Source organism: Pseudomonas cichorii, from assembly GCF_015471405.1.
Taxonomy (GTDB): Bacteria; Pseudomonadota; Gammaproteobacteria; order Pseudomonadales; family Pseudomonadaceae; genus Aquipseudomonas; species Aquipseudomonas serbiensis.
On record NZ_BLVZ01000001.1, the window covers coordinates 136,149 to 149,347 of the forward strand.

A 13,199-nucleotide genomic window follows, 5' to 3' on the forward strand; every position below is an offset into this window, starting at 1 on the left:
TGGCGGATTGGCTATGACCTTTACGTTAACGTAAACCTGTAACTGCCAAAGTGTCAATGCCGGAGGCGCGAGAGGAAGGAGAAGGGCTGTAAAGCTGAATATCGGAAAGCACGAAGGGGAGCCTGGGCTCCCCTTCAAGGTTTCTTTGCATGCTCTTTTTTGTTTTTCGGGAGGCCTTTTATTGTTTTTGGCGACCTGGCCCTTCACATCTTTTTTGAGCGATCCCCATTCGGGATCAAGAGCAAACGTATTTTTTTGAGCGCTGATGTGGCTTTTATCTTGTCGATCCAACCAGTACTGGAGCTACCTGAAGGTAGTTTTATTGTTCTCTGTCCGGTTGCGAGCACCCTTGGTTACAAGGGCCTCTGAAAAGCTATCCACTCCAAAAAAATCTGTTAGCTGCGCCTCTGTCCGTGTTGTTCTTGTTATGTCAGAGCCGATACATATTGTTTTTATTGGATTGCTGCGTTTTCTTGTTCTTGTTGTACAAGAGATATAGCAGAACCCGTGCCAGTTTTTATGAAGCCCTTTAAAACCGGGGCTTTGGCGGGATTCCGGAGGCTGATGGGCTGGCCCGTCAGTCTCTGAATGTTTCCGTGTTACCCGTTTTCACTGAACTGATCAGTGGTGAGGGTAACACTCTGTGACAAGTTGCCGCACCGTCTCGCCGACCAATGACCTTTCTCAGATGTGCAGGCGGGCCAGGGCCACTTTCGATCCGTTTCGGCGTTCCAGCACCGTACAGATTCGCTGACCAGCAGTGATCAGCAGGTCCAGATCGATACCGGTGTCGATACCCAGGCCGCCGAGCATATACAGCACATCCTCCGTTGCGACATTGCCGCTGGCGCCCTTGGCGTAAGGGCAGCCGCCAAGTCCGGCGACCGAGCTGTCGAATACCCCGATTCCCTCCAGCAGGCTGGCGTAGATATTGGCCAATGCCTGGCCATAGGTGTCATGGAAATGCCCGGCGAGTTTGCCGCGGGGAATCTGCCCGGCGACCGCGTTGAACAATTCCCGGGTAGCGCCTGGCGTGCCGGTGCCGATGGTGTCGCCCAGAGAAACTTCGTAGCAGCCCATGGCGATCAGTTCGTTGGCCACGGACGAAACCTGCCGGGGCGAAACCTTGCCCTCATAAGGGCAGCCCAGCACGCACGAGACATAGCCTCGCACCGCAATGCCATGCAGGTGGGCCGCGGCCATCACTGGCAGAAAACGTTCCAGGCTTTCACTGATGGAGCAATTGATATTGCGCTGTGAAAAGGCTTCGGAGGCTGAGGCAAATACCGCTACCTCCCGAACGCCGGCCGCCAGTGCATCCTCGAAACCTTTGAGGTTGGGTGTCAGGGCTGAATAGGTGACATCGGGCAGGCGATGAAGACGGGCAAAGACTTCGGCGGAGTCGGCCATCTGCGGCACCCATCTGGGCGATACGAAGCTGCCGGTCTCGATATGTTTCAGTCCTGCCGTTGCCAGGTCTTCGATCAGTTGCACCTTGTCATTGAGGCCGACCGGGCGTGCTTCGTTTTGCAGGCCATCTCTGGGGCCTACCTCCACCAGGCGAACACGTTGAGGTAAATGCATGGCGCTTGGACCTCATATTTTGTCGAGGTTTATCATTCAGATAATTGATCTGAAAGGGTTTTATCCAATGCGGCGCGGCAGCGTTCCTCTGCCGTATCCAGCTCCAGCTGCATCTGCTGGATGTCCAGAAGTTGCTGCTCCAGCTGGCCGCGACGCTCTTCGATCTTGCCTAGCATGGTGTGCAATTGCTTGTGATTGCCGCCGTGGGGGTCATACAACTCGATCAACTCCTTGCATTCGGCAAGGGAGAAACCAATGCGCTTGCCACGCAGGATCAGCTTGAGGGTGACTTTGTCGCGGGCGGAGTAGATGCGTTCAAGGCCCCGTCTTTCGGGGCTCAGCATGCCTTGCTCCTCGTAAAAGCGAATGGCGCGGGTGGTGATGTCCAGTTCGCGGGCGAGGTCGGAGATGCTGTAGGTCGGGCTGGTCATGGCTTTGCTCGGCGGGGAAACCTTTGGGGTAACCTAAGGCTGGCTTAACGTATACGTCAAGCCAGTGCCGCTGTGAGATGGCGAAGTTAAAGCTAGAAATAGCTTTAACTTAAAGATAAAAATATATATTTATCAGTATATTGAGTTATGTTGTTAATTCTCTTTTTGGGTTGTTTTCCTGCGCCGTTACCCGCTGGCACAGCTCAATAAGCTGCTCGCGCATCCAGCGATTGGCCGGGTCCTGGTCAGTGCTTTCATGCCAGTAAAGATGGGTTTCGACCGCAGGCACATCACTGACGGGCAAGCAAACGTAGTGCAGATCGTGACGGCGGGAAAAACGTTCGGGCACAGTCATGACCATATCGGTCTGCTGGAGCACCTGAGTTGCCATCAAATAGTGCTGGGAGCGCAATGCGATCTTGCGCTGGATACCCATCTTGCCCAGTGCCAGGTCCACATGCCCCAGGCCACTGCGGCGGCTGGAAATATGAATGTGCGCCTGTGCCAGATAATCATCCAGGCTCAGGGTTGTCTTGCCTGCCATAGGGTGGCCCTTGCGCATGGCGCAGACGTATTTGTCTTCCATCAGTTTGACGTGACGCACTTGCGGGTCGGTATTGAGTGGTGCATCGACAGCAAAGTCCAGGCGACCGGCAGCCAGTTCCTTGGTGGTTTCGCGACGCTTTGACAGGAAGCTTTCGATGGTCACCGCCGGTGCCTGACGACGTAAGCGCTGGAATAGCAGAGGCAGGATCACCGCTTCGGTCAGGTCGGTCATGCTGATGCGGTAATTCTTGATGGCCTGCAACGGATTGAAGATGCGGCTTTCCTGCACCGACACACGCAGCAGTGACAAGGCATTGCGGACCGGGCCGATGATGTTCTGGGCCATGGGGGTAGGCACCATGCCTTGGGCCGTACGCACGAACAACGGGTCGTTGAAGGTTTCACGCAGTCGCGCCAATGCATTGGATACCGCTGGCTGGGTAATGCCAACGATCTGGCCGGCTCGTGTCAGATTGGCTTCGGTATAAATGGCGTCGAAGACAATGAAAAGATTGAGATCAACCTTGCTCAGGTTCATTGGAGGGCGCCTCTTGTCGTTCTTGTAGGATCACTGCTTATGCCGCAGCGTGGCTCGATCATATATTGGTTATGAATGTTTATATACGCCGAGAATAGATTAGATAAATGCCGATGGGTTCTTTAGCATCCTTCCATGACCTCGATTCCCTTGAGAAGGTAGCTGCCCATGGACTTTGCCTATTCCCCGAAAGTGCAGGAACTGCGCGAGCGTGTCACTGCATTCATGGACACTTACGTCTATCCCGCTGAACCTGTGTTCGAGCGCCAGGTGGCGGAAGGTGACCGCTGGCAGCCCACGGCAATCATGGAAGAGCTCAAGGCCAGGGCCAAAGAACAAGGCTTGTGGAACCTGTTCCTGCCCGAGTCGAAGCTGGGTGCGGGCCTGACCAATCTTGAGTACGCGCCCCTGGCAGAAATCATGGGTCGCTCGCTGCTCGGGCCTGAGCCCTTCAACTGCTCGGCTCCGGACACCGGCAATATGGAAGTGCTGGTCCGCTACGCGACCCAAGAGCAGAAGCAGCAATGGCTGGAGCCTCTGCTGCGCGGTGAGATCCGTTCGGCATTCGCCATGACCGAGCCCGATGTGGCTTCCTCGGATGCGACCAACATGGCGGCCCGCGCCGAGCGCGATGGCGACGAGTGGGTCATCAACGGCCGCAAGTGGTGGACCTCGGGTGCCTGTGACCCTCGCTGCAAGATCCTGATCTTCATGGGCCTGACCAGTCCCGACGGCCCGCGTCATCAGCAGCACTCCATGATTCTGGTGCCTGCGGACACGCCCGGCGTGAAAATCGTGCGGCCGTTACCGGTCTTTGGCTATGACGATGCGCCTCATGGTCATGCCGAGGTGCTGTTCGAGAATGTCCGCGTGCCTTACGGCAATGTCTTGTTGGGCGAGGGGCGTGGTTTTGAAATTGCTCAGGGCCGTCTGGGGCCGGGGCGTATCCACCACTGCATGCGTTCGATCGGCATGGCCGAGCGTGCCCTGGAGTTGATGTGCCAGCGAGCGTCCAGTCGCGTTGCATTCGGCAAGCCGCTGGGCCTGTTGGGCGGCAATATCGACAGGATCGCGGATTCGCGCATGGAGATCGATATGGCGCGCCTGCTGACCCTCAAGGCCGCTTACATGATGGATACCGTGGGCAACAAGGTGGCCAGGAGCGAGATTGCCCAGATCAAGGTGGTTGCACCGAACGTGGCTCTGAAAGTCATTGACCGTGCCATCCAGATGCATGGCGGCGCCGGGGTTTCCAATGACTTTCCGTTGGCTTACATGTATGCCATGCAGCGCACTCTGCGCCTGGCTGACGGCCCGGACGAAGTACACCGTGCGGCAATCGGCAAGTTCGAGCTGGGCAAGTACCTGCCGCAGAAGTGAGTGTGCCGGGGAGCGGGTTCAGTTCACCCAGACTTCAACCCGCCGATTCTTGATCCGGCCATCGTCGGCGTCGTTGCCCGCGACTGGCATTTCATCGCCAAAGCCCAGTATTTCACGGAAGGTCACGCCGTTTTTCTGCAGTTCCCGGCGTACCGCCATGGCGCGCAGCCGGGAAAGCAGTGTGGCTCGCGCCGAGTCATTCTTGGCGTCACCAAACCCTACCAGAGTGACTTGCTGATTCAGCTTTTCGTGGGTTTTCAGGTAGTCCACCACGCGCCTCAAGTCGAGTTTCGCCTTGTTGTCGAGCCGGGCGCTGCCCTGGGCAAAGCGGAAGTTGACCGACAGGCGCTCGGCCTGACGGGTCAATGCCTGATAGTCCTCGGGCATCTGCGCTGTGGCCTGGACTTTCATGGCCTGAACGGTCTGCGCTACAAAACCGTTGCGGGCCACGATGTCCTGGCCTTCGGCGCTTTGCGCAAACTGAACCAGTGCCTGAGCCCATTCATGCTTCACCTTGGGCGGAACGTACAGATACAGGCGCCTTGAGAGCGGGTAATCCTCGGTCGCAATCAGGCTGACAGTCGGGAGCATCGCTTTTGAATCACCGTCGGCAACCGCCACGGCCTTGGCATGACGCACATAGGGCAGGCCGATGAAGCCAATTGCGTTGCGATCCTTGCTGACTTCATCGGACAACTGCTCGCTGGACTCGAAGCGCTTGGCCTGACGCGACAGTGTCTTGCCGTTTCTGGCCAGGACCAGTTCCTTGAAGGTTTCATACGTGCCGGATTTCTCATCGCGCACATACAGATGGATCGCTCCGGCCTTGCCGCCGACTTCTTCCCAGTCCTGAACTTCCCCCGAAAAGATGCGCGCCAGTTCCAGGGTGGAGAGCTGACGCAGCGGATTGCCCGGATGCAGGATGACCGCCACGCCGTCGATGGCGATCACTTGCTCGCCTTCAGGGCTTTTCAGATCGCCAAGATTCGCCAGATCCAGTGCTTCCTGATCCTTGATCGGCCGCGAAGACGCGGCAATATCGGCATTGCCAGCCTTAAGGGCACTGAATCCGGTGCCTGAGCCATGAGCGGCAATTTCTGTGATGACGGACTGCCCGGCAGACGTCATGCCTGTCACGCGGGCTTCGTTTTGCTGGGTTCCGGGCAATGTTTGCAGTGATTGCAGGCCTTGCTGGCGCATCAGGCCTTCGACCAGTTCCGGGCCCAGTTGCGCATCGATGGTGTTGGAGCCCTGGATGCGCAGGGCCGGGCGACCATCTGCCGGAACGGGCAACGCTGCCTGGGTCATGCCGGGCAGGATGGCGCAAGAGATCGCCAGTGCGGAAAGCAGAGCGCGCAGCATCTGCGTCACCTTGTATTGTGGAAAGTGTCGGCAGAATAAGACAGATAGATTGCTGAAATATGACGATTGGTGGGGTGACAGGACTTGCGAGAGCCGACTTGTCTTGCAAGCCGGCATCTCGGCATTTGTCAGCTCAATTCAAGCCAGATCGGTGCGTGATCCGAAGGTTTTTCCATGCCGCGCAATTCGTAGTCCACACCGGCGGCCTTGATGCGCGGTTGCAGGCCGGTGGAGGTCATGATCAGGTCGATTCGCAGACCGCGCTTGGGGCTGTCCTCAAAGCCGCGGCTGCGGTAGTCGAACCAGCTGAACTGATCGGCCACTTCCGGGTTCAGGTGGCGGAAGCTGTCGACCAGGCCCCAGTTCTTCAGGCGCTCCATCCATTCGCGTTCTTCCGGCAGGAAGCTGCATTTGCCGGTTTTCAGCCAGCGCTTGGCATTATCCGGGCCGATACCGATATCGCAGTCCTGAGGAGAAATATTCACATCGCCCATGACGATCAGTGGCTGATCATTACTGAACCGGTTTTCCAGCAGCGCCTGCAAGTCGCTGTAAAAGCGTTGCTTGGCGGGAAACTTGGTGGGGTGGTCGCGGCTTTCACCCTGAGGGAAGTAGCCGTTCATGATGGTGACCGGCTGGCCATTGCTGTCGGCGTAGGTGCCCCAGATGAAACGCTTCTGTGCCTCTTCGTCATCGCCCTCGAAACCCTTGTGCAGGGCCAGCGGCATATTGCGCGAGAGCAGGGCGACACCGTAATGGCCTTTCTGGCCATGGAAGTGGACGTGGTAGCCAAGGGCTTCGATTTCGGCCTGGGGGAACTGCTCATCGGAGACTTTGGTTTCCTGCAGACCAATCACGTCAGGCTGATGTTTTTCGATCAGCGCCGCCAGCTGATGCGGTCGGGCACGCAGACCGTTGATGTTGAACGAGACAATTTTCATAAAGCGGCAGTCCTGGATTCATGCAAAGAAGCGATGCTAGCCGACCCGCTGATTTACGGCCAGCATGCCGTCGGCTGCTACGCTGGATGGATTGCTGGAACTGTACTGGCGCCATCCACTCTCATCCGTGCGTTGCCTTGGCGCCAGGGCTTTGTAGAAATAGCCGAAATAATTGTGGGGCCTGTCCGAAAGCAGGCTTTTTTCTGACCATATCCTCAGGTTTTACCGCCTGTAATGACGTAAGGGATTGAAAGTTCGACTTATTGACGTGTTCCAGCGCACCCCGTCGGTCGTGTTAGCATCCGTGCCCATATGAAGTTTTTAACAACGCTCAGTAGCGTGCTGCTGATGTCCTTGAGTGCAACGGCCCTTGCCCAAGCCAGCCTGGATGTCAGGATCAAGCCCGCGAATCCGGAACTCAAAGCCAACGTCGAAGGATATGTGGGCAGCCTTGGCGAGCGTGACGCCGAAGCCTTGCAACACTTCAGCCTGGGCGCCGAAGAGCAGGCGCAGAAGGCGGCCCAGGCGCTGGGCTACTATCAGGCTCGAATCGACAGTCAGGTGACAGGCGACAAGGACCCGAAGCTGGTCATCAATATCCAGCCGGGTGAGCCGATCCGCCTGCGCAATGTGACGGTGCGCATCGACGGGCCGGCTGCTTCCCTGAAGGCTTTTCAGGTTCCGAAAAGCCAGGCGCTGGCGCCGGGTGCGGTGCTTAACCATGGTCATTACGAAGACGCCAAGCGTCTGATCCAGAATCAGGCATCGCGCTACGGCTTTTTCAGCGGACGCTTCACCAGCCAACGTCTGGCGATAGATCCGCGGGCCGGGGTGGCGGACATCGATCTGGTCTATGACAGCGGTCCGCGCTATTCCCTGGGCAAAGTGGTGTTCAGTGGTGACTCGCCCCTCGACGATGACCTGCTCAAGCGCATGGTGCCGTTCAAGGAAAACACACCCTATGACTCGCAACTGATCGCCGAACTCAATCAGGCCATGCAGGCCAGCGGTTATTTCGAGGGTGTCCGTGTGGACGCTGCACCGACTGCCGCCGTTGGGCAAGTCATCCCGGTGACCGTGCAACTGGAAACCCGCAAACCGCGCACCATGGGGCTTGGGCTGGGCTTTTCCACTGACGTCGGGCCGCGGGGCAAGGCCAACTGGACTCGTCACTGGGCCAATCCCCAAGGGCACAGTTATGGCTTCGAAACGGAGCTGTCTGCACCTCGGCAGAACGTGGGCCTGTGGTACGACGTGCCGCTCGATCCACCGCTGACCGACAAGCTGCGTTTTGCCGGTGGCTATCAATATGAAGAAATCGCGGGCACCGACAGCCTCAGCAAGCTGCTCACGGTCGGCCCTGAATGGCACAGCAAGTTGCCCAGCGGCTGGGAGCGGGTGGTTTCCCTCAAGTGGCAGCGTGAAGAGTACCGACTGGGCGATGACAGTGGCCTGAGCACCTTGCTGATGCCCGGTATCAGTTATTCGTTCCTGCGCAGTGACAATCGCATCGACCCAAGCCACGGCTACCGACTGCAGTTCGATGCTCAGGTGGCCAAGGAGGGCGTGATGTCCGACGCCAACCTGTTCCATGGCAACGTGTTGCTCAAGGGCCTGACCACTGTGGCGCATAATCACCGTTTTCTTGGGCGTGTGCAGTTCGGGGGCAACCTCACCAATGGCTACAAGTCCATCCCGCCGTCGCTGCGTTTTTTTGCCGGTGGTGACCAGAGCGTTCGCGGTTACGACTATCAGACCCTGTCGCCGACCAACTCCGATGGCGATCGTATCGGCGGCCGCTACATGGTGGCTGGCAGCGTCGAGTATCAATATTCCATCGCCGAAAAGTGGCGTCTGGCGACTTTTGTCGATCAGGGCAACTCCTTCAATAACCTTGAGCTGCCGAGCATGAAGACCGGCGTAGGCTTCGGTGTGCGCTGGGTTTCACCGGTCGGGCCGTTGCGTCTGGATCTGGCCCGTGCGCTGGACGATGACGGCGGGATTCGTCTGCACTTCTCCATGGGACCGGAACTGTGAAGCGTCTGAATATGAAGCGCGCGGCGAAAATGGCCGGCCTGAGTCTGGTTACGGTGCTGCTGTTGTTGGTCGTTGGCACATGGCTGGCGGTGGGCACGCAAGGTGGCAGTCAGTGGCTGTTGGCGCGGATGCCCGGTGTGCAGGTGGATAATTTCAGTGGCCGGCTGGGCGGGCAATGGCGTGCTGACACAGTGCTCTGGCAGCAAGGCGAGGATCGTGTCGAAGTCACTGCCGTCGAGTTCGACTGGACGCCTGCCTGTCTCTTGAAAATGACCCTGTGTGTCGAACAATTGCATGCCGCTCAGGTTCGCATGCACTTCACCGCCAGTGATGAGCCTGCCAACGAAGGTCCTCTGACCTTGCCACAATTGAAGCTGCCACTGGCGATTCGCCTGAATGACGTACAACTGGGCAGTTTGCAACTGGACGGCGTCGAGCAACTGAACAATCTGAAGCTGGCGGCGCACTGGACTGCCGATGGGCTGCAAATCGATTCGGCCCATTTGCAGCGCGACAGCCTGGTCCTCGACCTTGCCGGCCTGTTGACGCCCGAGGGCAACTGGCCGCTGACTGCCAAAGGCACCTTGCAACTGCCACCTCAGGACGGAAAGCCCTGGGCACTGGCGCTGGATATCACCGGCGAACTGCTCAAGACCCTGCACCTCAAGGCGGACAGCAGCGGCTACCTGCAAGGGCAATTGAGCGGTGAGTTGCAAGCGCTGGCCGAGCATCTGCCAGCCAGGCTGAACATCACCTCCGAGCGCTTCAAACCCAGTGCCGGACTGCCGGATACCTTGCAGCTTGAGCAGGTGCTGCTCAATGCCCAAGGTAACCTCGACAGTGGCTACCAGATAACCGGCAGCGCCAGCCTGCCAGCCGAGCAAGGTCCGGTCGCTCTGGCGCTGCAAGGGCGGGTCGATGCCAAAGGCGCGGATATCGCGGCGCTGCAACTGACGGCCAGTGATCAACAACATCTCACCCTCAACGGTCAGTTGAACTGGGAAAACGAGTTCAAGGCCGATGCGAAAATCGACTGGCTGGATTTCCCGTGGCAGCGGCTTTATCCGTTGGCGAGCGAGCCTCAGGTCAGCTTGCGCAAGTTCACTGGCGAGATTTCCTATACCGATGGCCAGTATCTGGGCAATTTCAGCTCAGACCTGGATGGCCCCGCGGGCGCTTTCAGCCTGGGTAGCCCGTTCAGTGGCAATTTGCAGCGGGTGTACCTGCCGCAACTGGCACTGGTCGCAGGGCAGGGCAAGGCCAGCGGTCATCTGAACCTGCAATTCGCCGATGGCATCGGCTGGGACACGGCTCTGGACCTGGCATCTCTCGATCCGTCCTATTGGGTTGCAGAGCTGCCGGGCACTCTGGCGGGTGCGCTGCGTAGCAAGGGGCAATTGAAAAACGAAAGGCTTGAGCTCAATGCCGACCTCGATCTCAAAGGCCGTTTGCGTGGGCAACCCGCTGTATTGATGGCCAAGGCCGATGGCGCGGGTGAGCAGTGGAACCTCAGTGCGCTGGATATACGCCTGGGTGATAACCGGATTCAGGGGAGCGGCAGTTTGCAGCAGCGCCTCGCGGGTCAACTGGACCTCAATCTGCCACGTCTGGGGCAGCTATGGCCTAGGTTGCAAGGGCGGCTCAACGGAAAACTGAATCTGGCCGGGACGCTCCAGGCTCCCCAGGGCCAGCTTGACCTGCAAGGCGCGCAACTGGCCTTGCAGGACAATCGCCTGCAAAACCTGACGCTGGCGGCAAAGCTCGATCAGGCCCAGCGGGCAACGGTCGACCTCAAGGGCAGTGGTATTCAGGCGGGTAACACGGCGTTGGGAACCTTGACCGTCAATGGGCAGGGCACGCTCAAGAACCAGCAGATGAAGCTCGACCTGCAAGGCCCGCTGCTGAAAATGGCCCTGGCACTGGATGGTGCTCTGGATCAGGGTAACTGGCGTGGGCGTCTGGCCAGCGGTGCCATTCAGAGCGGCGGGCAGGACTGGCAATTGCAGCGGCCAGCGAAGCTTGAGCGTCTGGCTGACGGCAAGGTCAACTTCGGTGCCCATTGCTGGGCGTCCGGACAGGCCAGCCTCTGTGCTGAGGATCAGCGCCTGCTGCCCGATCCGCGCCTGCGCTATCAACTGAAGAACTTCCCTCTGGAAAGCCTGGCTCAATGGCTGCCCAGGGATTTCGCCTGGAAAGGTTCGCTCAACGCGGATGTAAAACTCGACATGCCTGCGGCCGGTCCTGATGGGCAAATCACGGTCGATGCCAGTAACGGTACGCTGCGGGTTCGGGAAAAGGACCAATGGCTGGATTTTCCCTATCGAAGCCTGAAGCTCAGCAGCACCCTGAAGCCCCAGCGTATTGACTCGCGGCTGGATTTCGATGGCGAGAAACTGGGCAGGCTGCTGCTTGATGTGCGTATCGATCCGTTATCGCGCAACAAGAGCCTGAGTGGCGATTTCAGTCTGTCCGGTCTTGATGTGTCCGTGGCACGGCCCTTCGTGCCTATGGTGCAGAAGCTCAATGGTCGTCTGAGCGGCAATGGCCGTCTGTCTGGTGGCCTGCTGGCGCCTCAGGTCAATGGCAGCATCCGCCTCGATGATGGCGAGGTTTCCGGTCCCGAGCTTCCGATGGAGTTGCAGGGTTTGAAGGTGCAGGCCCTGATTGCCGGGGAAAGCGTGCAGCTCGATGGCGGCTGGAGAAGCGGCTCGAACGGGCAGGGAACCGTGAGCGGGCAGGTGGCCTGGGGGCAGGCCTTGCTGGTGGATATCAACCTCAAGGGCTCGCGCCTGCCGATTACCGTCGAGCCTTATGTCGCCGTGGAAGCGGCGCCCGATCTGAAAATCTCCATGCACAACGACCGGCTGGGCATTTCCGGCAAGGTACTGGTGCCCAAGGGCACGATCACGGTGCGCGAGTTGCCGCCGTCTACGGTGAAGTTGTCGGGCGATACGGTCATCGTGGGGCAACAGACCGAAGAGGGCGCGCCGCCGCTGGCCATGGCGATGGATATCGATGTCGAGGTCGGTCAGGAAAAACTGGCATTCAGCGGCTTCGGGCTGACAGCGAATCTTGCTGGTCATGTGCATATTGGCGACAACCTCGATACCCGTGGCGAACTGAACCTCAATGATGGGCGTTATCGTGCCTATGGCCAGCGCCTGACCATTCGCAAGGCCCGCCTGCTGTTTGCAGGCCCCATCGATCAGCCATATCTGGATATTGAAGCGATTCGCCAGACCGACGACATCATCGCCGGTATCCGGCTGACAGGCAGCGCCGAGCAGCCCACCACCGAAGTGTTTTCCGAGCCGGCCATGAGCCAGGAGCAGGCGCTTTCATATCTGGTAATGGGCAGGCCCCTGGGCAATACCGGTGAAGACAACAATATGGTGGCCCAGGCGGCCCTGGCGCTGGGGGTAGCGGGAAGTGCTTCCACTACCGGAAAACTGGCCGACAACCTCGGGATCAAGGACTTTGAACTCGACACCACGGGGACCGGCAACAAGACCAATGTCGTGGCCAGCGGCAAGATCACCGAAAAACTCAGCCTGCGTTATGGCGTAGGCGTGTTCGAGCCGGCCAATACCATTGCGTTGCGCTATATGCTGAGCAAAAGGGTATATCTGGAAGCGGCCAGCGGTATTGCCAGTTCGCTGGATATTTTCTATAAACGGGATTTTTAGCGCGAAGGCTCTATCTCGTACCCGTTTCGGAAATATCCGATATAGGTACTTGGTCACTTTCGTGGTTAACTTCCGGCTCTTCCAAAACTCTGTAAAAAGGACTTGGTTTCATGGCTCAAGTAACGCTCAAAGGCAACCCTGTACAAATCGCTGGCGATCTGCCGAAGACTGGCAGTGTCGCTCCTGCCTTCACACTGGTGGGTGCCGGCCTTGCCGATGTGACTCTGGCGGACTTCGCGGGCAAGCGTAAAGTGCTGAACATTTTCCCAAGCGTCGACACGCCGACCTGCGCGACTTCCGTGCGCAAGTTCAATGCTCAGGCCAATGAGGTGAACAACGCGGTCGTACTGTGTATCTCCGCTGACCTGCCATTCGCCCAGGCTCGCTTCTGTGGCTCGGAAGGTCTGGAGAACGTCCAGAACCTGTCTTCTTTCCGCAGTGCCGATTTCGGCAAGAACTACGGCGTTGAAATCGCCGATGGTGCTCTGGCTCACCTGACTGCTCGTGCTGTTGTCGTCCTGGACGAAAACAACAATGTATTGCACAGCGAGCTGGTTTCGGAAATCGCCGAAGAGCCGAACTATGAAGCGGCTCTGGCTGTATTGAAGTAATACGTTGCAACACTTCAGCGGCCTGAATCCGTTCAGGCCGTTTTTTTATTTGTGCTTCAACCGTTTAACAAAAGTAAGCGCTT

At 58.3% G+C, this 13,199-nt stretch carries 10 protein-coding genes; 5 read left to right on the forward strand and 5 right to left on the reverse strand.

The genetic code is table 11. The annotated features are described in order from the left end of the window. Window positions 1–159 precede the first annotated feature (159 nt). Window positions 160–369 carry a hypothetical protein gene (locus JL015_RS27935; RefSeq protein ID WP_307726261.1) on the forward strand — a complete coding sequence of 70 codons (210 nt, stop codon included), beginning with the start codon at window positions 160–162 and terminating at the stop codon, window positions 367–369. 315 nt (window positions 370–684) lie between these two features. On the opposite strand, the gene JL015_RS00575 is transcribed toward JL015_RS27935, so the two are convergent. The 3 genes from JL015_RS00575 to JL015_RS00585 form a co-directional block, all read right to left on the reverse strand. Further along, window positions 685–1,584, reverse strand: coding sequence for a hydroxymethylglutaryl-CoA lyase (locus JL015_RS00575; RefSeq protein WP_201016983.1), 900 nt, complete (start codon window positions 1,582–1,584; stop codon window positions 685–687). A gap of 32 nt (window positions 1,585–1,616) precedes the next feature. Further along, entirely contained in the window at window positions 1,617–2,015 is a 399-nt protein-coding gene (locus JL015_RS00580) for a MerR family transcriptional regulator (RefSeq protein ID WP_201016984.1), read from the reverse strand. A gap of 145 nt (window positions 2,016–2,160) precedes the next feature. Beyond that, window positions 2,161–3,099, reverse strand: coding sequence for a LysR family transcriptional regulator (locus tag JL015_RS00585; RefSeq protein ID WP_201016985.1), 939 nt, complete (start codon window positions 3,097–3,099; stop codon window positions 2,161–2,163). 168 nt (window positions 3,100–3,267) lie between these two features. Between JL015_RS00585 and JL015_RS00590 the strand changes: the two genes are divergently transcribed. Continuing rightward, window positions 3,268–4,479, forward strand: a complete 1,212-nt coding sequence (locus JL015_RS00590) for an acyl-CoA dehydrogenase (RefSeq protein ID WP_201016986.1) — start codon at window positions 3,268–3,270, stop codon at window positions 4,477–4,479. An 18-nt stretch (window positions 4,480–4,497) separates the two neighbouring features. On the opposite strand, the gene JL015_RS00595 is transcribed toward JL015_RS00590, so the two are convergent. Beyond that, a complete protein-coding gene (locus tag JL015_RS00595) occupies window positions 4,498–5,841 on the reverse strand; it encodes a substrate-binding domain-containing protein (protein WP_201016987.1) in 1,344 nt (447 codons plus the stop codon). Window positions 5,842–5,969: 128 nt separating this feature from the next. Then, window positions 5,970–6,782: an exodeoxyribonuclease III gene (xthA, locus tag JL015_RS00600; protein WP_201016988.1), complete on the reverse strand. Its 813-nt coding sequence runs from the start codon at window positions 6,780–6,782 to the stop codon at window positions 5,970–5,972. Window positions 6,783–7,130: 348 nt separating this feature from the next. Here xthA and JL015_RS00605 point away from each other — a divergent pair, with 348 nt between their 5' ends. The 3 genes from JL015_RS00605 to tpx all read left to right on the forward strand — a co-directional run bounded on the left by JL015_RS00605 (window position 7,131) and on the right by tpx (window position 13,116). After that, window positions 7,131–8,819, forward strand: coding sequence for an autotransporter assembly complex protein TamA (locus tag JL015_RS00605; protein ID WP_374063354.1), 1,689 nt, complete (start codon window positions 7,131–7,133; stop codon window positions 8,817–8,819). Window positions 8,820–8,830: 11 nt separating this feature from the next. Then, the gene (locus tag JL015_RS00610) at window positions 8,831–12,505 is read left to right on the forward strand and encodes a translocation/assembly module TamB domain-containing protein (protein WP_374063355.1); all 3,675 of its coding nucleotides are present in this window, start codon (window positions 8,831–8,833) and stop codon (window positions 12,503–12,505) included. A 110-nt stretch (window positions 12,506–12,615) separates the two neighbouring features. Next, on the forward strand, window positions 12,616–13,116 hold the full coding sequence (gene tpx, locus JL015_RS00615) for a thiol peroxidase (RefSeq protein WP_201016990.1): 501 nt from the start codon (window positions 12,616–12,618) through the stop codon (window positions 13,114–13,116). The last annotated feature ends 83 nt before the right edge of the window (window positions 13,117–13,199 follow it).